This window comes from Streptomyces sp. NPDC020489 (assembly GCF_044386545.1).
Classification (GTDB): Bacteria; Actinomycetota; Actinomycetes; order Streptomycetales; family Streptomycetaceae; genus Streptomyces.
This window is the reverse complement of record NZ_JBIRUZ010000002.1, coordinates 673,222-698,587: the sequence shown is the minus strand read 5'-3', so window position 1 is coordinate 698,587 and position 25,366 is coordinate 673,222. Positions and strand designations below refer to the sequence as shown.

Annotated in this window: 17 protein-coding genes; 9 read left to right on the top strand and 8 right to left on the bottom strand. The window is 72.9% G+C overall.

Going from position 1 to position 25,366, the window contains the following annotated elements; translation table 11 throughout:
- The first annotated feature begins 2 nt into the window (after positions 1-2).
- On the top strand, positions 3-1,115 hold the full coding sequence (locus ACH41F_RS06850; protein WP_391231979.1) for an ATP-binding protein: 1,113 nt from the start codon (positions 3-5) through the stop codon (positions 1,113-1,115).
- Between the two features lie 101 nt (positions 1,116-1,216).
- On the opposite strand, the gene ACH41F_RS06845 is transcribed toward ACH41F_RS06850, so the two are convergent.
- Positions 1,217-2,203: an NAD-dependent epimerase/dehydratase family protein gene (locus ACH41F_RS06845; RefSeq protein ID WP_398833536.1), complete on the bottom strand. Its 987-nt coding sequence runs from the start codon at positions 2,201-2,203 to the stop codon at positions 1,217-1,219.
- Between the two features lie 322 nt (positions 2,204-2,525).
- On the opposite strand from ACH41F_RS06845, the gene ACH41F_RS06840 reads away from it, so the two are divergent.
- The 3 genes from ACH41F_RS06840 to ACH41F_RS06830 all read left to right on the top strand — a co-directional run bounded on the left by ACH41F_RS06840 (position 2,526) and on the right by ACH41F_RS06830 (position 7,169).
- Positions 2,526-4,199 (top strand): tetratricopeptide repeat protein, encoded by a 1,674-nt coding sequence (locus ACH41F_RS06840; protein ID WP_398833534.1) that lies wholly within the window; start codon positions 2,526-2,528, stop codon positions 4,197-4,199.
- Between the two features lie 203 nt (positions 4,200-4,402).
- Complete coding sequence (locus tag ACH41F_RS06835) at positions 4,403-6,031, top strand: cellulase family glycosylhydrolase (RefSeq protein ID WP_391231984.1); 1,629 nt, start codon at positions 4,403-4,405, stop codon at positions 6,029-6,031.
- 175 nt (positions 6,032-6,206) lie between these two features.
- Positions 6,207-7,169: an alpha/beta hydrolase gene (locus tag ACH41F_RS06830; protein WP_398833532.1), complete on the top strand. Its 963-nt coding sequence runs from the start codon at positions 6,207-6,209 to the stop codon at positions 7,167-7,169.
- 194 nt (positions 7,170-7,363) lie between these two features.
- On the opposite strand, the gene ACH41F_RS06825 is transcribed toward ACH41F_RS06830, so the two are convergent.
- Entirely contained in the window at positions 7,364-8,074 is a 711-nt protein-coding gene (locus tag ACH41F_RS06825; RefSeq protein WP_391231986.1) for a hypothetical protein, read from the bottom strand.
- A 517-nt stretch (positions 8,075-8,591) separates the two neighbouring features.
- Here ACH41F_RS06825 and ACH41F_RS06820 point away from each other — a divergent pair.
- Together ACH41F_RS06820 and ACH41F_RS06815 are read left to right on the top strand one after the other, a co-directional pair.
- On the top strand, positions 8,592-10,112 hold the full coding sequence (locus ACH41F_RS06820) for a carboxylesterase family protein (protein WP_391231987.1): 1,521 nt from the start codon (positions 8,592-8,594) through the stop codon (positions 10,110-10,112).
- A gap of 421 nt (positions 10,113-10,533) precedes the next feature.
- Entirely contained in the window at positions 10,534-11,511 is a 978-nt protein-coding gene (locus ACH41F_RS06815; RefSeq protein WP_398833529.1) for an ABC transporter substrate-binding protein, read from the top strand.
- Here the strand turns inward: ACH41F_RS06815 and ACH41F_RS06810 are convergent.
- Positions 11,506-11,745, bottom strand: a complete 240-nt coding sequence (locus ACH41F_RS06810; RefSeq protein WP_391231989.1) for a twin-arginine translocase TatA/TatE family subunit — start codon at positions 11,743-11,745, stop codon at positions 11,506-11,508. The two genes, ACH41F_RS06815 and ACH41F_RS06810, sit on opposite strands and share 6 nt — an antisense overlap.
- Before the next feature lie 360 nt (positions 11,746-12,105).
- On the opposite strand from ACH41F_RS06810, the gene ACH41F_RS06805 reads away from it, so the two are divergent.
- The 3 genes from ACH41F_RS06805 (at position 12,106) to ACH41F_RS06795 (ending at position 16,281) form a co-directional block, all read left to right on the top strand.
- Complete coding sequence (locus ACH41F_RS06805; RefSeq protein ID WP_398833527.1) at positions 12,106-13,425, top strand: hemolysin family protein; 1,320 nt, start codon at positions 12,106-12,108, stop codon at positions 13,423-13,425.
- Positions 13,422-14,444: a CNNM domain-containing protein gene (locus tag ACH41F_RS06800; protein WP_391231991.1), complete on the top strand. Its 1,023-nt coding sequence runs from the start codon at positions 13,422-13,424 to the stop codon at positions 14,442-14,444. Before ACH41F_RS06805 ends, ACH41F_RS06800 begins: the two co-directional genes overlap by 4 nt.
- A 112-nt stretch (positions 14,445-14,556) precedes the next feature.
- Positions 14,557-16,281 (top strand): hypothetical protein, encoded by a 1,725-nt coding sequence (locus ACH41F_RS06795; protein WP_398833525.1) that lies wholly within the window; start codon positions 14,557-14,559, stop codon positions 16,279-16,281.
- 73 nt (positions 16,282-16,354) lie between these two features.
- Here the strand turns inward: ACH41F_RS06795 and ACH41F_RS06790 are convergent, their stop codons facing one another.
- The 5 genes from ACH41F_RS06790 to ACH41F_RS06770 form a co-directional block, all read right to left on the bottom strand.
- Complete coding sequence (locus tag ACH41F_RS06790) at positions 16,355-16,996, bottom strand: cutinase family protein (protein WP_391231994.1); 642 nt, start codon at positions 16,994-16,996, stop codon at positions 16,355-16,357.
- A gap of 177 nt (positions 16,997-17,173) precedes the next feature.
- On the bottom strand, positions 17,174-18,388 hold the full coding sequence (locus tag ACH41F_RS06785) for a helix-turn-helix domain-containing protein (RefSeq protein WP_391231995.1): 1,215 nt from the start codon (positions 18,386-18,388) through the stop codon (positions 17,174-17,176).
- Between the two features lie 122 nt (positions 18,389-18,510).
- Positions 18,511-19,452, bottom strand: a complete 942-nt coding sequence (locus ACH41F_RS06780; protein WP_398833524.1) for an alpha/beta hydrolase — start codon at positions 19,450-19,452, stop codon at positions 18,511-18,513.
- Between the two features lie 21 nt (positions 19,453-19,473).
- Complete coding sequence (locus tag ACH41F_RS06775; protein ID WP_398833522.1) at positions 19,474-23,472, bottom strand: beta-ketoacyl synthase N-terminal-like domain-containing protein; 3,999 nt, start codon at positions 23,470-23,472, stop codon at positions 19,474-19,476.
- Positions 23,469-25,238 (bottom strand): fatty acyl-AMP ligase, encoded by a 1,770-nt coding sequence (locus ACH41F_RS06770; RefSeq protein ID WP_398833520.1) that lies wholly within the window; start codon positions 25,236-25,238, stop codon positions 23,469-23,471. Before ACH41F_RS06770 ends, ACH41F_RS06775 begins: the two co-directional genes overlap by 4 nt.
- Positions 25,239-25,366: the final 128 nt, after the last annotated feature.

Sequence of the window (25,366 nt, the reverse complement as noted above, 5' to 3'; positions counted from 1 at the left end):
CCATGCGCGACACCCTGCTCATCGCCCTCTTCGCCTTCCTCGGCGCGGCCGCCGCCGGACTCCTCGGCGCCGGCACCCTGTGGCTGCTGCGCCGCCGCTCGCTCACCGCCTCCCTCACCGTGGTGGCCGCGGTCGCCGTGACCGCGATGCTCGCGGGCACCCTGGCCGTGGCGCAGGCGATGTTCCTGTCCCCGCACGACCTGAGCGTCGTGACGACGGTCGTGGCGATGGCCGCCGTGGTCTCCCTGCTCACCGCGCTGATCCTGGGCCGCTGGGTCGTCGCCCGCAGCCGTGAACTCGCCCGCGCGGCCCGCTCCTTCGGCGACGGCGGCGCCTTCACCGCCCCCGACGGGCCTGCCACCGCCGAACTGGAGGCGCTCAGCAGGGAGTTGGCGGTCACCAGCGCCAAGCTCGCTGAATCCCGTGACCGGGAGAGGGCGTTGGAGACCTCCCGGCGCGAGCTGGTCGCCTGGATCTCGCACGATCTGCGCACCCCGCTGGCCGGACTGCGCGCGATGTCCGAGGCGCTGGAGGACGGCGTCGCCACCGACCCCGACCGCTACCTCAGGCAGATCCGCACCGAGGTCGAGCGCCTCAACGACATGGTCACCGACCTCTTCGAACTGTCCCGCATCCACGCCGGCACCCTGCCCCTGAGCTGCGCCCGGATCTCCCTCTACGACCTGATCGGGGACGCCCTCGCGGGCGCGGACCCGCTCGCCCGCGAACACGGGGTACGGCTGGTCGGCGACCGGGTGGAGGCGGTGCCGGTCGAGGTCGACGGCAAGGAGATGAGCCGGGTGCTCGGCAACCTCCTCGTGAACGCCATTCGCCGCACCCCCGCCGACGGAACGGTGGCCGTCGCCGCCGAACTGTCGCCGGACGGCGTCGTGGTGTCCGTGACGGACGGCTGCGGCGGAATCCCCGAGACGGACCTGCCCCGCGTCTTCGACACCGGCTGGCGCGGCACCCACGCCCGCACCCCACCCGCCGGCGCGGGCCTCGGCCTCGCCATCGTGCGCGGCATCGTGGAAGCCCACCAGGGCCGGGCCACGGTCCGCAACATCCCGGGCGGCTGCCGCTTCGAGGTGACCCTGCCGGTGGCACCGGTGTGAGGAGGGGACCGGACGGGGACGGGGCCCGCGGTGTCCGGCCCGGGGCTCGCCCTCACGCTGCCCGGGCGTGACGCCGCCCCGGCCACGCCTGGCCCCGCCGGTCACTCCTCGGCGAACTCCCGCATGCCGTCCTCGAGGCGGACCTGGGGTTTCCAGCCCAGTTCGGCGCGCAGCCGGGCGGAGTCCGCCGTGATGTGCCGGACGTCCCCGAGCCGGTACTCACCGGTGACCACGGGTTCGGGTCCGCCGGTCGCGGCGGCGAGAGCCCTCGCCATCTCGCCCACGGTGCGCGGCTCACCGCTGCCGGTGTTGTACACCGTCAGCACACCGGTCGGCCCGCCGTTCTCCAGCGCGGCCACGTTGGCGGCGGCGACGTCCCGTACGTGCACGAAGTCCCGCAGCTGCCGGCCGTCCTCGAAGACGCGCGGCGCCTCGCCCCGGGCCAGCGCGGACCGGAAGAAGGAGGCGACGCCGGCGTACGGGGTGTCGCGCGGCATGCGAGGGCCGTACACGTTGTGGTACCGCAGCGACACGGCCCGACAGCCGGTCACCCGAGCCCAGGCGCCGGCCAGGTGCTCCTGGGCGAGCTTGGTCGTGGCGTAGACGTTGCGGGGGTCGACGGGGGCGTCCTCCCCGACCAACCCGGGGGAGAGGGCGGCCCCGCAGCGGGGGCAGGGCGGTTCGAAGCGGCCCGCGGACAGGTCGGCGACGACCCGCGGTCCCGGCCGCACCACACCGTGCCGCGGACACGCGTACCGGCCCTCCCCGTACACGACCATCGACCCGGCCAGGACCAGGCGCCGGACGCCCGCGTCGGCCATGGCGGTGAGCAGGACGGCGGTGCCGAGGTCGTTGTGGGAGATGTAGTCCGCCGCGTCCGCGACACCGTTTCCGAGCCCCACCATCGCCGCCTGGTGACAGACCGCGTCCACGCCCGCCAGCGCACGGGTGACGGCCGCGGGGTCGCGTACGTCGGCGGTGGGGTCCTCCCGCACGTCGTAGACGACCGGCTCGTGCCCGTGCGCCCGCAGCGCGTCGATGACATGGGACCCGATGAATCCGGCACCGCCGGTGACCAGTACACGCATGGGGCCACGCTAGGTCCGTGACCGCGACGAACGCCCCGACCGGCGCGGCACGTCATCACTCCGTAAGACGACGGGGCGCGCGTCGCGGGCGGACTGGCCGGGGCGCGCGGGACGCCGCCGCGCGCCTTACCCCCGTCACCTTCGCCGGGGAAGACGGCCGTGGCGGCCTCGCCCACGGCGAGAAAGCGGGACCCGGCCCCTCGTACCTCGATCGCGGATCGGGCGGCCCCCCGAACACCGCTGACGTTCCCGACCGTTCGGTGTGTCGGGTGCGGTACACCCGGTAACGTCACGGTTCTCAGCGCGTCGGCGAGGGGATCGCATGCAGTACGACTACGACCTCGGCACCCACACCCGTACCGTCACCACGACGTCCCCGGAGGCCCAACTCTGGTTCGACCGGGGGCTGGTGTGGACGTACGGCTTTCATCACGAGGAGGCCGTCGCCTGCTTCGAGGCCGCCGCCGCGGCAGACCCCGACTGCGCCATGGCGTACTGGGGCCTCGCGTACGCACTCGGCCCCAACTACAACAAGCCGTGGGAGTTCTTCGACGGCGAGGACCTCGTGCGGACCGTCGAGCGCACCCATGCCGCGGTGGCACGCGCGCACGAGAAGGCGCAGGCGGGGGCGACGCCCGTCGAGCGGGCACTGATCGACGCGCTGCGCGCCCGCTACCCGCAGGCGCGGGCCGTCGAGGACTGCTCGGTGTGGAACGCGCCGTACGCGGACCGCATGCGCGCCGTCCACGAACTCGCTCCGGACGACCTCGACGTGGCCGCCCTGTACGCCGACGCCCTGATGAACCTGACGCCCTGGCGGCTGTGGAACCTCAGGACGGGTGAGCCGGAGGAGGGAGCCCGCACGCTGGAGGCCAAGGCCGTGCTCGACCGGGCGGTCGCCACGGACGAGGGCCTGTCGCACCCGGGCGTCCTGCACCTGTACATCCACCTGATGGAGATGTCCCCGACTCCCGAGGTGGCCCTGCCGGTCGCCGACCGGCTGCGCGGACTGGTCCCCGACGCCGGCCATCTCCAGCACATGCCCTCCCACCTGGACGTCCTGTGCGGCGACTACCGGCGGGTCGTCTCGGACAACAGCGCCGCGATCGTCGCCGACGAGAAGTTCCGCGCGCGGGCCGGGGCGATGAACTTCTACACCCTGTACCGCTCGCACGACTACCACTTCAAGATCTACGGTGCCATGTTCCTCGGCCAGTCCCGCGTCGCCCTGGAGGCCGCCGCGGAGCTGGAGGCCTCGATCCCGGAGGAACTGCTCCGCGTGCAGAGCCCGCCCATGGCCGACTGGCTGGAGGGCTTCCTCGCCATGCGGGTCCATGTGCTCATCCGCTTCGGCCGCTGGTCCGACATCCTCCGACTGCCCCTGCCCACCGACCCGGAGCTGTACAGCGTCACGACCGCGATGCTCCACTACGCCCGTGGTGTCGCCCTCTCGGCCACCGGCCGGGTCGAGGAGGCCGAGGCCGAACGCCGGTCGTTCCGGGCGGCGGTGGCCCGGGTGCAGGAGACCCGCACGCTGTTCAACAACACCTGCGTCGACATCCTCGCCATCGCGTCGGCGATGCTCGACGGCGAACTCGAGTACCGCAAGGGGAACGTCGACGCCGCCTTCGCCGCGCTGGAGCGGTCCATCGCCCTCGACGACACCCTGCCCTACGACGAGCCGTGGGGCTGGATGCAACCCACCCGGCACGCCTACGGCGCCCTGCTCCTGGAGCAGGGGCGGGTCGTGGAGGCCGAGGCCGTCTACCGGGCCGACCTCGGGCTGGACGACGCCCTGCCGCGTGCTCTCCAACACCCCGGCAACGTGTGGGCGTTGCACGGCTTCCACGAGTGCCTGGTCCGGCTCGGCAAGGCGGGTGAGGCGCGGATCGTGGCGCAGCAGTTGAAGATCGCCGTCGCGCTGGCGGACGTACCGATCGCGGCCTCCTGCTTCTGCCGGCTCGACGCGGTGCCGGGCGAGGGGTGCTGCTCCTGATCGAGTGCCGTCGGCGCGGCCGGGCTCCAACTGTGCATGCGCTTTCTATTGACGTGTACTTGACGTGGTGGCTTCATGGGAGCGCTCCCAACCTCAGTTCGTCCCTCCCTTCCCGAGCCTGAGTTTCTTGGCGCTCACTCCTTGGAGTCGCAGTGAGAAGAACAAGAAGCACGACAGCGAGAAGAACAAGAAGCACGACGACCATGAGCCTCCTGGCCCGTCTGGTGACCGTCCTGCTCGGCCTTGTCGTGGTGGGCGCCCTGTGCCCCGCCGCCGCCCAGGCCCAGGCCGAGCCGCCGGGCACCCAGGCCACCGGCCTGCACATCAGCAACGGCAGGCTGGTCGAGGGCAACGGCAACGACTTCGTGATGCGCGGCGTCAACCACGCCCACACCTGGTACCCGGGTGAACTGCAGTCACTGGCCGACGTCAAGGCGCTCGGCGCCAACACGGTCCGTGTCGTCCTCGCCGACGGTCACCGCTGGAGCGCCAACAGCGCCGCGGACGTTGCCAACGTTGTCAACCAGTGCAAGGCCAACCGGCTCATCTGTGTCCTGGAGGTCCACGACACCACCGGGTACGGCGAGGATGCCGCCGCCGGCACCCTCGACCAGGCGGCCGACTACTGGATCGGCCTGAAGAACGTGCTCGCGGGCCAGGAGAACTACATCATCATCAACATCGGCAACGAGCCCTGGGGCAACACCGACCCGGCGGGCTGGACCGCCCCCACCATCGCCGCGATCAAGAAGATGCGCAGTGCCGGCTTCGAGCACACGATCATGGTGGACGCCCCCAACTGGGGCCAGGACTGGCAGGGCGTCATGCGTGCCAACGCCCGGTCCGTGTACGACGCCGACACCACCGGCAACCTGATCTTCTCGATCCACATGTACAGCGTCTTCGACACCGCGGCGGAGATCAACGACTACCTCAACGCCTTCGTCACCGCCAAACTCCCGCTCGTCATCGGCGAGTTCGGCGGTCCCGCCGACCAGTGGGGCGACCCGGACGAGGACACGATGCTGGCCACCGCCGAGCAGCTCGACCTCGGCTACCTCGCCTGGTCCTGGAGCGGCAACACCGACCCCGTTCTCGACCTGTCGATCGACTTCGACCCCAGCCGGCTGAGCGCCTGGGGGCAGCGTATCTTCCACGGTGTCAACGGCATCGCCCAGACGTCCAAGGAAGCGACGATCTACGGCGGCACCCCGGGCGACACCCAGGCGCCCACCGCCCCCGGCACCCCGACCGCCTCCGCCGTCACGGCCACCTCGGCCAAGCTCGGCTGGGCCGCCTCGACCGACAACGTGGGTGTCGCCGGCTACGACGTGGTGCGGATCAGCGGCGGCACCGAGACGAAGGTCGCCGCCTCCACCACCAACTCGGTCACGCTCTCCGGCCTCACCGCCAAGACGACGTACACCTTCGCCGTCTACGCCCGTGACGCGGCTGGCAACCGTTCCTCCCGTTCCGCCACGGTGAACGTCACCACCGCTGACGCCCCCGCCGGCACCTGCTCCGTCGGCTACCGCGTCGTCGGCGACTGGCAGGGCGGCTTCCAGGGCGAGATCACCATTCGCAACACCGGCACGGCCGCCATCAGCGGCTGGACGCTGGGCTTCTCCTTCGCCAACGGCCAGACCGTCTCCAACATGTGGGGCGGCACACCCACCCAGACCGGCGCCGCGGTGAGCGTCACCCCGGCGTCCTACACCTCCACCATCCCCGCCGCCGGTTCGGTCACCGTCGGCTTCATCGGCACCAAGGGCGCGACCAACACCGCTCCGAGCGCGTTCACGCTGAACGGCAGCGCCTGCACGACCGCCTGACCGGGACCGCGGTCGGCCGACCGGCGGGGCAGCGTCCTCGCCGGTCGGCGGTCCCCATGGACGACGGGGCGACTTCCCGCCGGGCGGCTGTGCCGCGGTGGACGTCGGTCGACCGGGCGATCGGTTACGGTCGGGCGCCGGGTTCGAAAGACCAGCCGAGGGAAGTCGACATCACATGCCCTACGCCTTTGACCCCGAGCTGGCCCCCTGGGTGGAGCTGCTCCCCGCCCTGCCCTTCGACGACGTCGTCGCGGCTCGCGCCCTGGAGTCCGAGATCCTCACCCAGATGCCCGAGCGCGAGCTGTCGGTCCCCGTGGACGTACGGGACTCGACGGCGCCCGGTCCGGACGGGGCGGACGATGTACCGGTACGGATCTACACACCGCAGATCGGCCAGGCGCCCCGGTCCGCGCTGGTCTACCTGCACGGCGGCGGGTTCTGCCTGGGCAACGTCGCCCTCGCGCACGGGGGCTGCACCCTGTTCGCCGCGGAGACGGGCGCTGTCGTGGTCTCCGTGGAGTACCGGCTGGCCCCCGAGCACCCGTTCCCGGCGGGCCTGGAGGACGGCTACGCCGCGTTGGAGTGGACCGTCAAACACGCCGCCGAGCTGGGTGTGGACCCCACCCGGATCGGGGTGGGCGGGGACAGCGCGGGCGGTGGGCTCGCGGCGGCCCTGTCGTTGCTGTCACGGGACCGGGGCGGGCCGGTGCCGTGCTTCCAGTATCTGGGGATGCCGGTCCTGGACGACCGGCTCCGGACGCCGTCGATGCACACGTTCACCGACACTCCCGGGCTGCGCAGGTGCGACGCGGAGTCGTTCTGGGACCACTACCTCGGCGGTCCCGGCGTACGGGGCGGCGCGGACGTCTCGTGCCATGCCGCGCCCGCCCGCGCCGACGACCTCGCCGCACTGCCGCCCGCCTATGTGTCCGTCTGCGAGTTCGACCCCCTGCGCGACGAGGCGCTGGACTACGCCCACCGACTCGTCCGGGCCGGCGTCCCGACCGAACTGCACCTGTTCCCCGGCACGTTCCATGCCTCCACGGCGATCCAGGACGCGGACGTCAGCAGGCGCATGACCAGCGAAGCGATCGGCGCCATGCGGCGGGGGCTGCGGGTCGGGGCGCCCGTGGAGTGACGCACGGCAGGGGTGGACGGCCGTCGTGGCGGGGATCGGCCTCGACCAGGCCGACGCGCCCGCTGTGGCTGAAGAGCACGATCGTGGTGCGGTCGGGGCTTCTTCGACGGCGAGGCGTGGTGCCCACCGGGTCGCCGGTGGCCGGGGTGTCGGAGCCGGGTCGCGGACCGTCGTCCCTGAGTCTCGCGGAGACGTCAGCCGGAGCTGTCCTGGTCGACCAGGGTGTACATGACGGAACGCTGCTGCTTGTGGCGGCGGATACGGCCCTTGGCGACCAGGGACTCAAGGGTGTTGCGCACGACCTGCGGTGTGGGATCGCGGTCGGGGTGCTTCTCGATGAGTTCGTCCCGCAACTCCTTCGCCAGACGCGGCTCCTCGTACCGGCCGAGCAGCTCCGTCAGGAGGTCGCTGAGGAGAGGCTGCCCCGGCTTCTTCCTGGCGCCGGTCTTGGCACCGGCTTTGGTGCCGGTCTTGGCGTCGGGTTTGGCGCCAGTCTTGGCACCGGGTTTGGTGTCGGGTTTGGCGCCAGTCTTGACGTCGGTCTTGACGTCAGGTTTGGGGTCGGTCTTGACGTCGGGTTTGGCGTCGGTCTTCGCACCGGCCTGCGCAGCCGTCTTCGCGGCTTCGCCGGCGTTCGCGGCAGGGGGCTGGGCCGTCTTCGCGGCGGCCTTCGCCGCCTTCGGGGCGGCGGGCTCGTCCTGACGTTGCTCGGGCAGTGGGGACGCGTTCCCGGAACCCTCGTACTGCTCCGCGAGTTTGAGGATGTCCAGCAGGAGGGACTCCTCCTGTTTCAACACGGAGATCCTTTCCGTCAGCTGCTGTTGCAGCTGACGGTTTTCCTCCAGGTCCGCCGCGGCCTGTGTGACGTACCGCGATCGGAGCGTGGCGGCTGACTGGCTGGACACAACCGTTCACTCCCCTTGCATAAGGACGACGTTCGCGCATGGTACCCACGTCGAAGCGTTCTGTGTGGACAAAGGTCATGGACGCAGGACACCGCCCACTTCCGACACATGATGGCGCTCGCGTGCGCACGCGCGACGGGAGCGGCTCACATGTGTGACTCCTGTGTGTGCTGTTAGTGGCGCCGGAACGGTTGATGCGCGCCCGCACGTCCCGCGCACCGCGTCACACGTGTGAGCCTTCCCCAGTCCTGTACGGTCCTCCTCCGCGGCCGGCTCCGCTCCGGAGGCGGACCCGCTCTCGGCGCGGGCCCACCGGGATCTCGGTCCGGCCGTGGCGCGGATCGCGGCCTTCTGTACAAAGCCGAACCATTTCCTTGGCGATCCGGACGGAGTCACGGTGTTCCGCCGCGGGGTGAGGCGTCGCGCGGCCAGCATGGTGAGAGCAGGGGATGACTTTTGTTCGCAGAGTGGACTAGTTTTCACCGCAGTGTCGCGCTGAGCCCTTGAGGAGTCGTCGATGAGCAGAACCGAGTTTCCCGAGGCCGCGCCGGCGGCGGGTCCCGTACGCGGCCGCCGGGAGGGTGCCCTGTCGGTGTTCCGCGGCATCCCCTACGCGCAGCCTCCGGTGGGCGACGCCCGCTTCGCGGCCCCGCGGCCTGTGGACCGGTGGGACGGGGTGCGGGACGCCTTCGCGTTCGGTCCGCCTCCGCCGCAGGAGCCGATGGGTCCCGAGGCACCCGGGCACGCCGCGGCCGGTGACGACTGGCTGACCGTGAACATCTGGACCCCGGACGCCGACCCGGCGGCACGCCGCCCGGTGATGGTGTGGCTCTACGGCGGCGCCTACAAGTTCGGTTCCTCCGACGACCGTGCCTACGACGGCGCCCGTCTGGCGAGCGAGGGTGGGCTCGTCGTGGTCACCCTCAACTACCGGGTCGGTGTCGAGGGCTTCCTGCGCATGGAGGGCGCTCCCGCCAACCGAGGTCTGCTCGACCAGGTCGCGGCGCTGGAGTGGGTGCGTGAGAACATCACCGCCTTCGGGGGAGACCCGGAGCAGGTCACCGTTTTCGGCGAGTCGGCGGGCGCGGGGTCCCTCGCCGCCCTGATGGCCATGCCGAGGGCGCGGGGCCTGTTCCGGCGGGCCATCGCCCAGAGCGTGCCGGGCACGTACTTCTCGGACTCGCTCGCCGCCGACATCGCCGAGGCCCTCGCCGGCGGGATCGGACTGCGGCCCGGCGTGGCGGACCTGGCCGGTGTGGACCCGCGCAAGCTGCCCGAGGCGGGGGCGATCCTGACCGCCCGGATGCGCGAGTACCTGCCGCGCTGGGGCGCGGTCGCGCTCACCCCGACGCCCTTCTCGCCGGTGGTGGACGGCGAGGTGCTGCCCACCGCGCCCTGGGAGGCCCTGGCGGGCGGCGCGGCCGCGGACGTGGAGCTGATCGTCGGGCACAACCGCGACGAGTACCGCCTGTTCCTCCTGCTCGGCGGGCTCCTCGGCCGCGTGGACGAGGAACTGTGCTCGCTGGCCCTGCGCCTGTTCGGTCCGGCGCCGGACGCCGAACAGGCCTATCGGGCCACCTTCCCGGACGCCGGCGCGGAGCAGCTCTTCGAACTCGTGCAGTCCGACTGGCTGTTCCGCATGCCGTCCCTGCGTCTGGCCGAGGCGCAGGTGGCCGGCGGAGGCCGCGCACACGTCTACGACCTCACCTGGACAGCCCCCGCGAACGGTGGCGCGCTCGGCGCCTGTCACGGTCTGGACGTCCCCCTGACCTTCGGTGTGTTCGACGGCAACGGACTCGGCGCGATGCTGATCGGACCCACTCCCACGCCCGCGACCGAGGCGCTCTCCGCCCATGTGCGCTCCGCCTGGGCCGCGTTCGCCACCACGGGCGATCCGGGCTGGCCCGCCTACGACCCCGAGCGCCGTCTCGTCCAACTCCTCGACGAGGAACCGACGGTGGCCGTATACCCGGAGGAGGCCTCGCGCCGCCTGTGGGAGCGGCACACGTTCACGGCGCTGCCGTTGGTGACGGACTGACCTGGCCGGCGGGTCTGGCGGGGTCGACGGTCCTCGCCGAGGGTCGCCTGACGACCGGTCTCGGGGAGCCGCCCGACGACGGTTGCCGGGAGCCGCCGGTCGCCCCGCGCCGGGACCCGCCGGACGTCCGGTCTCAGGGAGCCGTCGGGCGACCGTTGTCGGGATCCGCCGGACGCCCCTCGCCGGGACCCGCCGGGCGACCCGTGCCAAGGAGCCGTCGGACGACCCGTGCCAGGGACCCGCCCGTCGCCCCGCGCCGGGAGCCGGGCGCACCACCCTTGTCCGGGGTACTGACAGCGCGAAGTAGGGCGTGTAGATTGCGGCCGTCTCGAAAACGCACAAAATAAGCCGGGCTGTCGAGCCGCACCACGCACCAGGGCAGCCGTGGTCTCTTCCCCACCCCTTCCCCCTGGAGGAGCCCATGCGAAGGCGCGTACTCGGGCTTGGCGCAGCGCTGATCGTCCTCGTCGGTGTGGCCGGATGCGGCTCCTCGGACTCGGGGACGAGCGGTCCGTCGACCACGGGCGGCGGCGGGACCACCACGGTGAAGGTCGGCATCGTGCCGATCGTCGACGTCGCCCCGCTCTATCTGGGGCAGCAGAAGGGCTTCTTCAGCAGCCGCGGCATCAAGGTGGAAATGATTGCCGCCCAGGGCGGTGCCGCGATCATCCCCGGGGTCGTGAGCGGCCAGTTCGAGTTCGGGTTCAGCAACACGACCTCGCTCATGGTCGCCCAGGTCAAGAAGGTGCCCGTCAAGTCCGTCGCCAACGGCGCCGCCTCCAACGGCAAGGTGGGCGCCGACGTGACCGCCGTGATGGTCAGGAAGGACAGCCCCGTCAAGACGGCCAAGGACCTGGCCGGACGGACCGTGGCGGTCAACACGCTGCAGAACATCGGCTCCACCACCGTGCGCGAGTCGGTCCGCAAGGCCGGCGGTGATCCCTCGAAGCTGAAGTTCGTCGAGATCCCGTTCGACCAGATGCCGGCCGCCGTGGACGACGGGAGGGTGGACGCCGCCTGGATGGGCGAGCCCGCGCAGACCGTCGCCAAGGCCCAGGGTGCCCGTGTCGTGGCCTCACCGTTCGCCGAGACGGACCCGCGGCTCACCGTAGCGACGTACTTCACCTCGACCCAGCTCGCACAGCGGGACCCTGACCTGGTGAAGAGGTTCGCCGAGGCGATGGCCGAGTCGCTGCGGTACGCCTCCGCGCACCCGGACGAGGCCCGGCAGACCCTGACCACCTACACCAAGATCAGCGGCGACGTCCTGAAGAAGCTCATCCTCCCCGGCTGGCCCACCGAGGTCGACATGGCCTCCCTGGAGAAGTTGGCCGGCCTCAGTGAGCAGGACGGTCTGTTCGGCGACCAGAAGCCGGACCTGGCCACCCTGTTCTCATGACCCGCCCGCACCGCCGCCGGGGGAGCGCCGCTGCCCGGCGTCGGTGACCACCTCGCCCTGGATCACCCGAGGGGGCGCCGTTTCTCCGGCCGCCTCTTCCCGCATGGCGCGCTTCTCCGCCTTCAGGATGCGCGCCGACTTGCCCGCCGAGCGGGCCAGTTCGGGGAGCTTCTTGGCCGCGAGCGCGGCGATGACGACGAGCAGGATGACGGCGAGCTCGCTCATTCCGAACATCGGGGTCCCTCCGGATCGAACGGTGACGCCGAAGTCGCAGGCGATCCCGGCCAGGCGGGCAGCGTACCTCCGCGGTTCGTGACCTGCTCGGACGGGCAGGAGCGACGGGGGCGACCGAACCGCCTACGATCTGCACCAACGTGGAAACAGGCGGACGGAGGGCCGGCTCCCAGTGCTTCTCGGAGGTCTCCTCGGGGAACTGCCCGCCCGCTCCGTTCGTTCTCCCACCGCACATCAACTGAAGGAGCAAGACGTGTCCGCCACATCGACGGACTCCCCGGGGCACAGTCCCGGGCCACCCCGCCTCGCCGAGCGTGATCGCGGCACCGGACAGGGCGCCCCCTCTCGGTCGACACGCCGATGAGTGTCGTGAACGCCCTGCTCGGCCTGCTGGCCGTCTTCGTCCTCACCGCCGGCACCGGCTACTTCGTGGCCCAGGAGTTCGCCTACGTCTCCGTGGACCGGCTCGCGCTCGCCCGTGAGGCGGAAGCGGGTGACCGAAGGGCCGCCCGCGCCCTGACGGTGCTGGAGCGGCTGTCCTTCATGCTGTCGGGCGCCCAGCTCGGCATCACCGTCACCGGCCTGGTCGTCGGCTTCATCGCCGAGCCGTCCGTCTCCGCGCTCCTCGAGCCCGCCCTGACCGGCATCGGCATCCCCGAGGGCGCCGTCGGCGGGATCTCCGTGACCCTCGCCTTCGTCCTGGCCACCGTCGTCCAGATGGTGCTCGGCGAGCTGGCCCCCAAGAACCTCGCGATCGCCGTGCCGGAGCGGCTGGCGAAGTCACTGGCCGGCTCCACGCTGGCGTACCTCAAGGTCGTCGGACCGCTCGTCCGGGTCTTCGACGGCGCGGCCAACCGGCTGCTGCGCAAGGTCGGCATCGAGCCCGTCGAGGAACTGCACCACGGCGCGACCCTGGAGGAACTCGGCCATCTCATCGGCGAGTCCCACGAACAGGGCGAGCTGCCCAAGGAGACGGCCGAACTCATCGACCACGCACTGGAGTTCTCCGAGCGGACCCTGGACGAGGTCATGGTGCCGCGCGTCGACGCCGTCTTCGTCCGCAAGGACGCCACCGCCGCCGAGGCCGTCGACCTGATCGCCAAGCACGGCCACTCCACCTACCCCGTCCTCGGCGACCACCCGGACGACGTCCCGGGCGTCGTCGGGGTGCGCGAGCTGACGCGGCTGCCCGCCGCGATGCTGGCCGCCACGACCGCGGGCGCGCTGGCCCGGCGTCCGCTGCTGCTGCCCGACACCCTCCCGCTGCCGGACGCCGTGGAGCAGATGCGCGAGGGGGACGACGAGTTCGCGGTGGTCCTCGACGAGCACGGCGGCGTCGCCGGCATCGTCACCTACGAGGACATCGCCGAGGAACTGGTCGGCGACATCGCCGACGAGACCGACACGGTCATCGAGGTCGCCGTCGCGGACGGCACGGGCTGGCTGGTCGACGCGGGCCGCCGCCTGGACGAGGTCGCCGACGCCACCGGCGTCGAGCTGCCCGAGGACGACGACTACGACACCGTCGCCGGCCTGATCGTGGACCGGCTGGGCCGCTTCCCGGCCATCGGCGACCGGCTGACGGTCGAACTGACCGACGGCGGCAGCGCGGTCATCGTCGTACGCACCCTGGACCGGCATGTGCCGGAGCGGGTCCGGATCCACAAGGAGCGGTCATGAGCTTCCCGATGGCGCTCTTCGTCACCGTGCTGCTGCTGATCGGCAGCGGGTTCTTCGTGGCGGCCGAGTTCGCTCTGGTCGCCGCCAAGCGACACCGCATGGAGAAGGCCGCCGCCCAGGGACAGCGCGGAGCCAAGGCGGCCCTGGCCGGTATGCGCGAGCTGTCGCTGATGCTGGCCGGCGCCCAACTCGGCATCACCGTCTGCACCCTGGGTCTGGGCTCGGTCTCCAAGCCCGCCATCTCCCACCGACTCGATCCGCTGCTGCACGACCTGGGCCTGCCCAGCGCCCTCAGCTACGGCATCGCCTTCGTCTTCGCGATGGCCGTCGTGGTGTTCCTGCACATGGTGGTCGGCGAGATGGCCCCCAAGTCCTGGGCCATCGCCCACCCCGAGCACTCCGCCATGCTCCTCGCCCCGCCCTTCCGGGCCGTGGTCAAGGCGGTCCGGCCGCTGATCGCGGTGCTTAACAAGATCAGCAACGCCCTGGTACGGCTGTGCCGGGTCACCCCGCGCGACGAGCTCGCCTCGGTCCACAACCGGGAGCAACTCACGCACCTCGTCGAGGAGTCTGAGCGGCTGGGCCTGATCAGCGAGAGCGACTCGGAGCTGCTCACCCGCTCGCTCGTCGAGCCCGAGACCCCCGTCGGCGAACTCCAGGTCCCGGCCGCGGAGATCACCTCGGTGGACGGCGACGCGGGCATCGACGACATCCTGCGCCGCGCCGCCGAGCACGACCGCACCCGCCTTCTCGTACGGGAGGAGGGCGGGCAGGGTCGGGTGCTCGGCTCCGTCCACGCGCGCGACGCCCTCGTCGCCCGCGCCCAGGCTCGCGCCACGAACGCCCGTGTCCTGGCCCGCCCGGTGCCGGAGCTGACCCACGGCACCACGGTCGCCGACGCCATCGAGCTGCTCCGCCGCAACCGTGCCTCGCTCGCGGTCGTACGCGACGAGAGCGGGGCGCTGACGGGCATGGTGACGCTGGACGACCTGCTGGCCCGGTATCTGCAACCGGCGTGAAGCGCCGCCCGGGAGGGTGGCGCTGTGCCCGGATGACAAGGCCGCGGCGGAAAACTGAGTTCCTGCCAGCACTGCCTGAGGGAGGTGCCACCCGCCTCCTAGCGTCCATGGCATGGACATGATTCGCAGAAGGAAGGGAAGGGCGTGGCGCTGTGCCGCGCTGTCGGTGCTGCTGACCGCGGGGACGCTCACGGCGGCGGCCTCCGGCGCCCGGGCGGACGGGGCGCGGACCGAGACGCCGGTGGTGTCGAGCTCGCCGATCACCGGGGTGCGCGAGTCGGTGGTGCGGGTACGGGTGCCGTTGCCGGCGTCGGCCGGCGCCCGTCCGGCGGCGTGCGACTGGCTGTCGTATCTGCGCTACCGCGCGGTCGGCGGTCCGGCAGCCTCCGTCGACGCGGACCGGATCCTGATCGCCCAGCCGGGCATCCTGGAGGGCGCCGGGGCCTTCGACAGCGTCGCCCGCAACACCGTGGCGGCGGCCGCCGCACAGGGCCGGCACATCGAGTTCTGGGCGCTGGACCGGCGCTCCAACTGTCTGGAGGACCGCACCGGGATCGCCTCGGGCGACCAGCACGCGGCCGTCGACTACTACTACCGCGGCAAGCAGGTCGCGGGCCGGACCTTCGACGGCTTCGTGGGCAACGGGCAGTTGGGGTGGATGGCGGGGCTCGGCATCGAGCAGACCGTCCGCGACCAGTACGACCTGCTCGCGGCCGAGCTGCCGGGCCAGACGCTGCGCAAGCGGAAGGTGCTGTGCGGCGGGCATTCGCTGGGCGGGGTCGTCACCGGCTACTTCGCGGCCGCCGACTTCGACGGGAACCCGCGGACCACGGCCGACGCCGGGTACAACCAGTGCGCGGGCTACTTCGCCCTCGACACCACCGTCTCCACCTCGCTCGCCGACCTCAGCGGCAACCTGCCGGACGACGTCAACCTGCCCGACATCGGCCTCGGTCACGGGGTGGTCCAGGCCGGGCTCGACAGCGGAGTGCTGCCCCGCTCGCTGTCCGCGCCGGTCCTGCTCAACCCCGAGACCATGACGCTCCTCGCGATCGCCGGTCTCGGCGCCCTGCGCGGCCCGGGCGCCGAGGCCGACCTGCCCCGCTATCTGCCCTCCGGTCTGAACATCGACGCCACCAACCGCTTCCTGTTCTCCAAGGACACCGCCACCTTCGTCACCGGCACACCGAGCGTGAAGGACTTCCGGCTCACCAACGAGGCGGTGCTCGGGTCGCTGATGGACGACCACTCCGTGCCGCTCGCCTTCCTCCAGAGCAGTGTCGGATTCTTCGACGGGGGACCGCTCGCCGACAAGAACTTCCCCGTGGCCAACGGGGACCAGTCGCGGCCCGGGCTGTACGGCACCGAGTACAAGGCCATCCCGGACCGCCCCCGGGGGCCGCTCTACACATGGCGCAACTTCGACCGTGTCGGGGACGCCGACGACCCCGGGTACCGGTCGGCCGACGGCACGCCGTTCACCGCCGCGGGCAAGGAGGTCACCGACATCCAGGAGCTGGCCCGGAGCCTGGCCGAGCAGCCGCTGGACTTCACCGAGCAGTACTTCCCGACCAAGCTCGTCACCGACCTGCAACTGGCGACCTCCCCGCAGGTGAAGAAGCTCGTCGTGCATCCCGGCGGACTCACCGCCAACCCGACCCTGACGGTGCTCGCGGGCGACGGACTGCTCGCCGGCCGGGTCCCGGCCGACCTGCATCCCGTGGTCGCCGACGGCTACCAGCACCTCGACGTGCTCACCGCGGCGCCCGTGCAGAACAACGGCCGACCAGAGCCCGTCTCCACCAGCCTCGCGGGGTTCGCCGCGGACCCGCGATAGGCGCACCACGGCAGGGGAAGGGCCCGGGAGGTTTCCCGGGCCCTTCCCCTGCCGTGTGCTGCGGCCTCGGGACTCAGACCTTGCCCGCCGCGAAGGTGGCCGCGGCGTCCGCGTTCGCGGTGTAGCCGAGATGGGCGCCGACGTCGTTCCCACCGTTCTCACAGACCGGGTCGCCGGTCGCGCAGAAGTCGATGGTGCGGCTCTGGTAGGTGCCCGTGACGCTCTTGCCGAGGGCCCGGATCGGGTTGCCGAACAGCAGCACCGCCGCGACTCTCGGCTCGACCCTGGCCGGCAGCGTGGCGACGATCGGGCTGCCGACGACCGCACCGGCGCTGCTGATCCCGATGGAGTTGTCGACGACGTTCGCCCCCTGCGAATAGCCGACCAGAATGAAACGTTGATTCGGACAGGACGAGGCCTGCTGATTGACGTGGTTCACCAGATCCGAGTTGCCCCGGGCGGCGGACGTCAGCGAAAGGTCGGCAGGATAGTTCACCGCATAGCTGGAGAACGTCCGGCCGGTGATTTTCTTCTGCAGGGCGGAATACACGGGGTCGCCGACGATGAAACCGAGCGTGCCCGGTTCGAAGGTGCCGCGGGCGGCGACAACCTCGATGTCCGTGCAGGCCGCGGCCGATGCCGTCGGTGCCGAGAGGGTGGTGAGCCCGGCTCCGCCGACCAGTGAGAGCGCGGCGAGGCATAAACGGATGCGCATGGGATCCTCCGCGGGTGGGGCGCGAGACGCGCCTGCGAAAAAGGATGCCCTGAAGGTATTCGCTCCGCTCGGCGGACTGTTATGGACGGGGAAAAGGAAATGCCGCGGGTTTTTGTACCGGGGTGAGCGTCGACCGAATGGCGGGCGCCGGTCCGCCCGCCGACCGGGAACGGATTCTCACTCCGGCCGCGTGGGCAGTGATTCCGCCCGCAGCGCGAGGATGAGGTCGAGGCGGGTCTCGGGATCGTGCAGGGCGTCGCCGAACAGCTTCTCCAGCTGACGCAGGCGGTAGCGGACCGTCTGGGGGTGGATGTGCAGCCGGGCCGCGACATCGGGCACGTTGCTGCCGCCCAGCAGCCAGGCCAGCAGGGTCTCGGCGAGCCGGGCGCGCTGCCCCGGCAGGACCGTGTCGAGCGGGGCGAGGGCATGCGCGCGCAGGGTGTCCAGCAGCGGCTCGTCGGAGTGCAGCAGCAGCGTCGCCAGATGGTCGGAGCAGCGCACCACGCCGTGCCGGGGCAGCACACCGCGGCCCATCAACCCCAGCGCCCGGGTCGCCCAGCGCAGAGACCGGGCGCCCTCGGTGACCGGCACCGTCGGGCCCACCGCCGCCGGACGTCCGCGCAGCGCCAGGGCGAAGCCGCGACCGGCCCAACGGCCGGAACCGTCGGGATCGGGCACGACGATGCGGGGCGGCCGGGACTCCATGTCCGACAGCGCGCCCGCCATCGCCGGCGCGTCGCACTGGTCGGGGGAGGCGGCGGCCAGGGCGACGACGGCGATCTGGCGCGGCACCGGCCAACGAGCCCGGTGCGCGAGGTCGTTGACGGCCTCCAAGGCCACCGGCCCCGGTCCCAGCAGCAGGTTCAGCAGGCGTTTTCGACGCCGTTCCAGCTCGTCCGTGCTGCGCAACTGCCCTGCCGCGTACCCGGCCGCGGACGCCTCCGCGACCTCGTGCACCGTACGGAACGCCAGTTCGCCCAGTGCGGCCACGACCGTCGAGTCCAGCCCCAGGTCCTCCGCGGTGCGGCCCATCAGCCGCCAGGCGTGCATCCCGCCGATGCGCAGCGCGGACTGCAACGGGTCCAGGGCGCGGCCCTCCACGGCCGTACCGCGTCCGAGCTCGTAGTACGTCGCCGCGATCGACTCCCCGTCGTCGCACGGGTCGGCGATGTGGTCGACGAACAGGGTCAGCGCCTGCACCACCCCCTCCCGCAGCCATTTGCGTTCGGTCTCGTCCGCGGGTCGCGCGTACTCCGGGACCTGGCGGCGGACCTCTTCCTCCACCTCGTCGGCCACGGACTTGAGCCGGGCGCGCAGCAGCTCCGCCAGTTCGGGCGGCACCGGTGCGGTCCCGCGACCGTCCGGCACCTCGTGCGGTGTGGGGGCAGTCATCGGGGACATTCCTTTCGCCCGGATGCGGGTCGCGCGAGCGCTGTGGCCCACGGGACGGCTGGGACCGCCCGGGTTGGACGGGCGTCCCCTCCGCTCCGTTCCGTGCCCCCACGGCGCGGACATTACGCGGGCACCCCCAGCGCACCGGCGAGCATCGGCCACGAGGAGGCGAGCTCGCCCTTCCAGTAGGCCCAGCTGTGCCCGCCGCCGGTGTAGAGGTGGGTCGTCGCCGGGATGCGCAGGCGCGCGAGCGTGTCGGTGAAGCTGTGGGCCGAGGGCCACAGGGCGCTCTCCAGGATCCCGGGCAGCGGATCTCCGCTGCCGCCGCCCACCCCGCTGCCCTGGGAGACGTAGAGGGCGGTGCCGCGCAGTCCCGCGGCGCGGGCGCGCGGGTTGAAGTCCCGCCAGGTGAGGAGGTTGAGGACCGGGTGGCCCCAGAGGGAGACGGGGGACAGGCCCTCGCGGGCGACGATCGCGTCCACGATGGTCGGCACGCCCGGTGCGGTGGTGTCGAGGACCCCGCTGTAGGAGGCGGCCGCGGCGAACACGCCCGGGTGCCGGGCGGCGTGGGCCATGGCCCCGTAGCCGCCGGTGGAGACGCCGGCGACGACCCGTCTGCCGGAGGCCCGGTATTCCCGCGCCAGCAGCCGTGGCACCTCCTGGACCTGGAACGTCTCGTAGTCGGGGCCGTCGCGCCAGGCGCTGGGGATGCCCGTGGGGCCCCCGTCCGGCATCGCCACGATCAGGTCGCGGCCCTGGGTGAAGGCCTCGATGTCCGTCTCCCGGGTCCAGGAGGTGTAGTCGTCGTGGGCGCCGTGCAGCAGGTACAGCACGGGGTAGGTCCGCCCGGTGTCGGTGTCGAAGCCCGACGGGAGGATCAGCCGCACCGGAGCGCTGCGGCCCAACGCCGCGGAGGGCACGGACAGGTCCAGGGTGCGCGGGCCCAGCCGGGTCGCCGCCCGCGCGTGGCCCGTGGTCGCGGCACCGAACAGGACGGCCAGACCGGCCGCGGCGGCCGTTCTGGCGGCGGTGCGCCGGGTCATTCCGGTGGCGGGGTGGGACATGGCGGCTCCTCGTGTTCCGGTTCAGGCGGACGGGGCCCGCTCGGCGAGCGCCCGGCCGAGATGGGCGGCGATCTCCTCGACGCATGGCGGGTCGAGCAGCGCCAGATGGTGCCCGGCCACCGGTACGACCTCCAGGTCCGGGCAGACCTCGTCCCAGCCCAGCGCCTCGTCGTCCCGCTCGTAGGCCGGATCGCGCACGGTGTGGGGGGCGGGCTCGGTGGCCCGGTACAGCAGGGTCCGGCCGTGGTAGGGGCCGGGCCGGTGCGCCTCGCCGATCCGCAGGTCGAGGTAGGAGGCGCGCTGGTGCTCCAGGGCCGCGGGCGGGACGTCCGCCGCCGCGCGCAGCGCCCCGAGGACGGCGTCGATGCGCTGCTCGTCGTCGTCCATCGCCACCAGGTCGTCGTACGGCAACTCCAGGGGGATGCCGTAGGTGTCGGCGACGTGCGCGGCGAAGCCCTCGAAGTGGCGTCGGACCCGGTCGGCTTCGGTGAGGCCGGGGTGCGGGAGTGGGCGCACGGAGTCGATGAGCACGAGCAGGCCCACCTCGCGTCCCGCCTCGGTGAGTTGCCGCGCGGTCTCCTGGGCGACGAAGCCTCCGAAGGACCAACCGCCCAGCAGCACGGGCCCCTTCGGGTGGGTGGCGGTGATCGCCTCGGCATAGCGGCGGGCCTTGTCGGACACCGTACGGGCCTGCTCGATCCGGTCGAGTCCGAACACCGGCTGCTCGGCGGGGAGCCGTTCGGTGAGCTGCCGGTACACCGAGGTCGGTCCACCGGCGGCGTGCACGAGGAACAGCGGCGGGTGGGAGCCGGTGGCACGCAGTGGACGCGGGTGCGCACCACCGGCGGTCGAGGGGAGCCTGTGCTCCACGCGGTCGGCGGCCTCGGCCACGGTGGCGGCGCCGAGCAGGTCGCGCAGGGGCAGGTCGATGCCGAACTCGCGCTCCATGGCGGTACGGACGCGGACGGCCATCAACGAGTCGAGGCCGAGGTCGGCGAGGGCGGCGGCCGGAACGACACGGGCCGGAGAGTGGCCGCTGACGGTGGCGATGTGGTGGCACAGCCGGGCCAGCACCGACGAGGACTCGCCCGCGGGCTCCGCCCCGCCATCGGGCTGACGGTCGTCCCGTTCCGGTGCGTCGCTCGGTCCAGGTGTCGCTCCGGCCCTGCCGTCCGTCCACCAGTGCCGCACGTGCCGCCAGCGCGGCCCGGGTACGTCGACGACCTGGCCGGCCGGCAGCGGGAGGCGCTGGCCCGCCGCGTAGAGCGCGGCCAGCCGGGTCGCGAACGCGGCGGAGCCGTCCGCGTCACGGCGCAGCGAGGCCAGCGCGAGCGCGCCGGGCACGCAGTCGGTGACGGCCCCGGTGAGGACCGGATGGGGGGAGATCTCCACGAACGCGGTGTGCCCGTCGGCCGCGGCGGCCGTGACGGCCCGGTCCAGGCGCACCGGCCTGCGCAGGTTCGCGACCCAGTGGGCGGCGTCGAAGGCGCTCTCGGCGCGCGGGTCGTCGAGGACCGTGGAGTACACCGGCACGCGCGGCCGGCGTCCGCGCACCCCGGCCAGCTTCTCGGCCAGCTCCGGCAGCAGCGGGTCGACCTGCGGGGAGTGCCCGGCGCCGACCACCCGCAGGGACCGGGCGGACCTGCCCTCCTTCTCCAGCCGCTCCACCAGCCGGGCCACCGCCACCGCCTCGCCGGTGACGACCTTGTGCCGGGGTGAGGAGTGCACGGCGACATGCACCCCCGGGAAGTCTTCTCCCAGCCGGTCGAGTTCACGGTCGTCGAGGTCCACGACGGCCATGGCGCCACCGCGCAGTCCGTTCAGCAGCCGGGCGCGCACGGCGATGACGCGCGCCCCGTCCGCCACGTCCAGGGCGCCCGCGCACACGGCGGCGGCCACCTCGCCCATGGAGTGGCCGATCACGGCGGCAGGCTCGACACCGCGGGCCCGCCACAGCTCGGCGAGCGCCAACTGTAGGCCGAACATGAGGGGTTGGGCACTCTCCAGCCGGTCCAGGCCGGTGCCGGAGGCGAGGTGGTCGTACAGGGACAGACCATCGCACTCGGCGGCGAGCTGGGGGTCCAGCTTTTCCACCGCGGCGGCGAACGCGGGCTCCTCGGCGAGCAGTCGGCGCCCCATGCCGGCCCACTGGCCCCCGTACCCGGAGAAGATCCACACGGTGCCGGGGCCGACGAGGTCGCGGTCACCGGTGACGACGCGGGCGTCCGGGCGGCCGGCGGCCAACGCCCTCAACGCGTCCCGGAGTTCGTCGCGCTCGTCGGCGACGACGGCGGCGCGGACCGGTCCCCGGCCGGTGCGCCCGGCGAGGGTGCGGGCCACGTCGGCCGGGTGCGCGGCCGTGGTCTCCAGCCAGTCGGCGACCCGTCCCGCGGTGTCGCGCACCCGCTCCTCGTCGGCGTCGGAGAAGAGGTGCAGCCGGGTGGCGGGCTCGTCGAGCGGCTCCGGCGGGGGACCGGCGGGCCGCCATTCCTCCAGCACCGCATGGGCGTTGGTGCCGCCGAAGCCGAACGAGGAGACGCCCGCGGTGGCCGTGCCGCCGTAGCGGGGCCACGGCTCGGGCTCGGTGACCAACCGCAGCCGGTCGTCGTCCAGCGCGCTGCCGTCCGCGCCGTGCAGGGAGGGCGGGATGACGTCGTGGCGCAGTGCGAGCACCGTCTTGACCAGCCCGGCGATGCCCGCGGCCGACTCCAGGTGACCGAGGTTGCCCTTGACCGAGCCGAGCAGCAGCGGCTGGTCGGGGTCGCGGCCCGGTCCGAGTACGGCGGCCAGGGCGCCCGCCTCGATGGGATCGCCGAGCGGGGTGCCGGTGCCGTGCGCCTCCACGAAGTCGACCTGGCCCGGGGCGAGCCCGGCCCGCGCGTACGCGGTCTCCAACAGGGCGCGCTGGGCTGCCGGGTTGGGAGCCATGAGCCCGTTGGAGCGCCCGTCGGAGTTGACGGCCGTGGTGCGGATCACCGCCAGGACCCGGTCGCCGTCCCGCTCGGCGTGCGACAGGCGCTTGAGGACCACGGCCGCGCAGCCCTCGCCGCGTCCGATGCCGTCGGCCGCGGCCGAGAACGGCTTGCACCGCCCGTCCGGGGCGAGGACACCCGCGCGCCGGAAGGCGACGGTGACCGCGGGCGACAGCAGCAGGTTGACACCCGCCGCGATCGCCGTCTCGCTCTCCCCGGCCCACAGGCTCACGCAGGCGTGGTGCACGGCGACCAGCGACGAGGAGCAGGCGGTGTCCACGGCCAGGCTGGGGCCGCGCGTGTCCAGGACGTACGCCAGCCGGCCCGCGGTGATGCTCAGGGCCGCGCCGGCCGGTGCCCAGGGGTCGACGGCGGCCGGGTCGGCACCGGTGAGCTGGCCGTACTCCGGGGCCGACACCCCGACGAAGACACCCGTGGCGGTGCCCGCCAGCGACACGGCCGGAACGGCGGCGTGGTCGAGCGCCTCGTGCACCACCTCCAGCAGGATCCGCTGCTGGGGGTCCATCAGCGCGGCCTCGCGGGGGGTGATGTGGAACAGGTCCGCGTCGAACCCGGCAATGTCGTCGAGATAGCCGCCGTAGGGGAGCGCGTCGGCGGGCGGGAAGGCGGTGAAGTCGCGCCACCGGTCCTCCGGCACCCGCCGGACGGCGTCGACGCCCTTGGACAGCAGCCGCCAGTAGTCGTCCGGGCCGTGCACCCCGCCCGGCAGCCGGCAGCCCACGCCGATGACCGCGATGGGCTCGCCGTGGCCGCCGGACGCCCTGACGAGCGGCGCCGGGCCGGGCGCCGTCCCGCACAGCCGTGCCACCAGGGCGTCGCCCGTCGATGCCTCCCACAGCAGGGTCGCGGGCAGTTCGCACCCCGTGACCCGGGACAGTTCGGCGGCCAGCGCGACCGCGTCCCGGGAGGACATGCCCAGGTCGGTGAGCTGTCGGTCCATGGGCACGTCCTCGGGCGCGCCGCCGTCCCAGGAGGCCACCCGCTCGGCGATCAGCCGGCGCAGCGCGCCCGCGTCGACGCCCCTCATCCCGCGGCCTTCCGCGACTCCGGGGACGGCGTGTAGACGCCCTGGAGATAGCGCTCCCGGGTCAGCGCCCGGGAGACCTTGCCGCTGGAGGTCCGCGCGACCGCCCCCGGCGCCACGACGACGACCTCGTGCAGCCGCAGCCCGTGCCGGCTGGAGACGGCGCCGCGCACGGCCCGTACGACGTTCGGCACGTCGAGGTCGGCGAGCGTCGTGCCGCGCACGTGCTCGGCCACGACCACGACCCGTTCCGCCGGGGTTCCGGGGACGGCGAAGGCGGCGAGCCGGTCGGGTCGTACGGCGGGGTGCGCGTCCTGGGCGGTGGCCTCGATGTCCTGCGGGTAGTGGTTGCGGCCGTCGACGATGACCAGGTCCTTGAGCCGGCCGGTGACGATGAGCTGCCCGTCCAGCACCGCCCCCAGGTCCCCGGTGCTCAGCCAACGGCCGGGCGCGTCCTCGGTGTCGGCGAACCCGGCCCCGAAGACCCGCTCGCTCTCCTCCCGCCGATTCCAGTAGCCCCGGCCGACATTGGGCCCCTGCACCCGGATCTCACCCACCTCGCCCTCGCCCAGCACGGCGCCGGTGGCGGGGTCGGCGATCCGGACGCGCTGACCGGCCGGGCTGCCGCACCCGGCCAGCAGGACGGCCCGCGGGTCGTCGGGCCGGGCGGGCAGCGCCTTCCCGGAGGCGAGGGCGTCCCGGTCGAGGGCGAACCGGGCGAGGGGTTCACCGGGCCGGGCGGCGCTGACGAAGACGGTCGCCTCGGCGAGCCCGTACGACGGACAGTGGGTGGCGGGGGCAAGGCCCCGGTCGGCGAAGGCGGCGTGGAAGCGGTCGGCGGTGCCGGGGCGCACCGGCTCACTGCCGTTGATCAGGGCGGTGACGCCGTCGAGCCGCAGGTCCGCCTTCTGGGTGTCGGTGATCGTGGCGGCGCAGTAGTCGTAGGCGAAGTTGGGCGCGGCGCTGAGGGCGCTGGGGTGCGCGGCGAGCAGCCTGAGCCAGCGCACGGGCTCGCGCAGGAAGGCCGTCGGGTCCATCAGCACCGACAGCAGCCCGCGGACCACGGGCGCGGCGACGCTGAGCACCAGCCCCATGTCGTGGTAGAGCGGCAGCCAGCCCACGCAGGTCACCCGGTGGACGTCGGCGCCGTACGCGCTCAGCGCCTGGCGGGCGTTGGCGACCACGTTGGCGTGGGTGATCTCCACGCCCGCCGGGGCGCGCGTCGAACCGGAGGTGTACTGGAGGTAGGCGGTGGCCCCGGGGTCCGTGGCGGGCGGCCGGAAGCCGCCGGCCTCGTCGTCGGACACGGCGTCGGCGCCGACGATCCGCGTGTCGGGGGCCGCCTGCGCGCAGAAGTCCGCCACCTCCTGCCGCACGGCGCTCGTGGTCATGACGGCCGCCGGCCGGGCGTCGGCGAGCACGCCCGCGAGCCGGTCCGCGTGTCCGGGCAGCCCCGGCGGGTACAGGGGTACGGCGACCATCCCCGCGGACAGCGCCGCGAGGAACCCGGTGACGTACTCCGTGCCCTGGGGACACAGCAGCGCGACCCGCGCCCCCGGTGCGCCCTGCTCGGCGAGCCGGGCGGCGAGGGCCCGCACGCGCAGGTCCAGACGCCGCCAGGTGAGGGTGCGGTGGACACCGCGCGAGTGCGGCGCGGGATGGTCGACGAAGGTGAACGCCCGGCGGTCCGGGCTGGTCTCGGCCCAGTGCCGCACGTACTCCGGCAGGGTCCGGCACGCGGGCGCGATCAGGGGGCGGCGGCTGTCCATCGGTCGTGGCTCCTCACGTCGCGGGATCGGCCTGCGGGGGGCCGGCGTTCGATCCCGGTCGGATGCGCGGGGTTGCGCGGGGCCTTGCGGGGGGAGTTCGGGAGGGCCTTGCGGAGGCCGGGGGTCGG

What these genes read in the sequence shown, in the direction of transcription:
- ACH41F_RS06850 (WP_391231979.1), top strand. Translation starts at nt 3, where the DNA reads ATGCGCGACACCCTGCTCATCGCCCTCTTCGCCTTCCTCGGCGCGGCC.
- ACH41F_RS06845 (WP_398833536.1), bottom strand. Translation starts at nt 2,203, where the DNA reads ATGCGTGTACTGGTCACCGGCGGTGCCGGATTCATCGGGTCCCATGTC.
- ACH41F_RS06840 (WP_398833534.1), top strand. Translation starts at nt 2,526, where the DNA reads ATGCAGTACGACTACGACCTCGGCACCCACACCCGTACCGTCACCACG.
- ACH41F_RS06835 (WP_391231984.1), top strand. Translation starts at nt 4,403, where the DNA reads ATGAGCCTCCTGGCCCGTCTGGTGACCGTCCTGCTCGGCCTTGTCGTG.
- ACH41F_RS06830 (WP_398833532.1), top strand. Translation starts at nt 6,207, where the DNA reads ATGCCCTACGCCTTTGACCCCGAGCTGGCCCCCTGGGTGGAGCTGCTC.
- ACH41F_RS06820 (WP_391231987.1), top strand. Translation starts at nt 8,592, where the DNA reads ATGAGCAGAACCGAGTTTCCCGAGGCCGCGCCGGCGGCGGGTCCCGTA.
- ACH41F_RS06815 (WP_398833529.1), top strand. Translation starts at nt 10,534, where the DNA reads ATGCGAAGGCGCGTACTCGGGCTTGGCGCAGCGCTGATCGTCCTCGTC.
- ACH41F_RS06810 (WP_391231989.1), bottom strand. Translation starts at nt 11,745, where the DNA reads ATGTTCGGAATGAGCGAGCTCGCCGTCATCCTGCTCGTCGTCATCGCC.
- ACH41F_RS06805 (WP_398833527.1), top strand. Translation starts at nt 12,106, where the DNA reads ATGAGTGTCGTGAACGCCCTGCTCGGCCTGCTGGCCGTCTTCGTCCTC.
- ACH41F_RS06800 (WP_391231991.1), top strand. Translation starts at nt 13,422, where the DNA reads ATGAGCTTCCCGATGGCGCTCTTCGTCACCGTGCTGCTGCTGATCGGC.
- ACH41F_RS06795 (WP_398833525.1), top strand. Translation starts at nt 14,557, where the DNA reads ATGGACATGATTCGCAGAAGGAAGGGAAGGGCGTGGCGCTGTGCCGCG.
- ACH41F_RS06790 (WP_391231994.1), bottom strand. Translation starts at nt 16,996, where the DNA reads ATGCGCATCCGTTTATGCCTCGCCGCGCTCTCACTGGTCGGCGGAGCC.
- ACH41F_RS06785 (WP_391231995.1), bottom strand. Translation starts at nt 18,388, where the DNA reads ATGACTGCCCCCACACCGCACGAGGTGCCGGACGGTCGCGGGACCGCA.
- ACH41F_RS06780 (WP_398833524.1), bottom strand. Translation starts at nt 19,452, where the DNA reads ATGTCCCACCCCGCCACCGGAATGACCCGGCGCACCGCCGCCAGAACG.
- ACH41F_RS06775 (WP_398833522.1), bottom strand. Translation starts at nt 23,472, where the DNA reads ATGAGGGGCGTCGACGCGGGCGCGCTGCGCCGGCTGATCGCCGAGCGG.
- ACH41F_RS06770 (WP_398833520.1), bottom strand. Translation starts at nt 25,238, where the DNA reads ATGGACAGCCGCCGCCCCCTGATCGCGCCCGCGTGCCGGACCCTGCCG.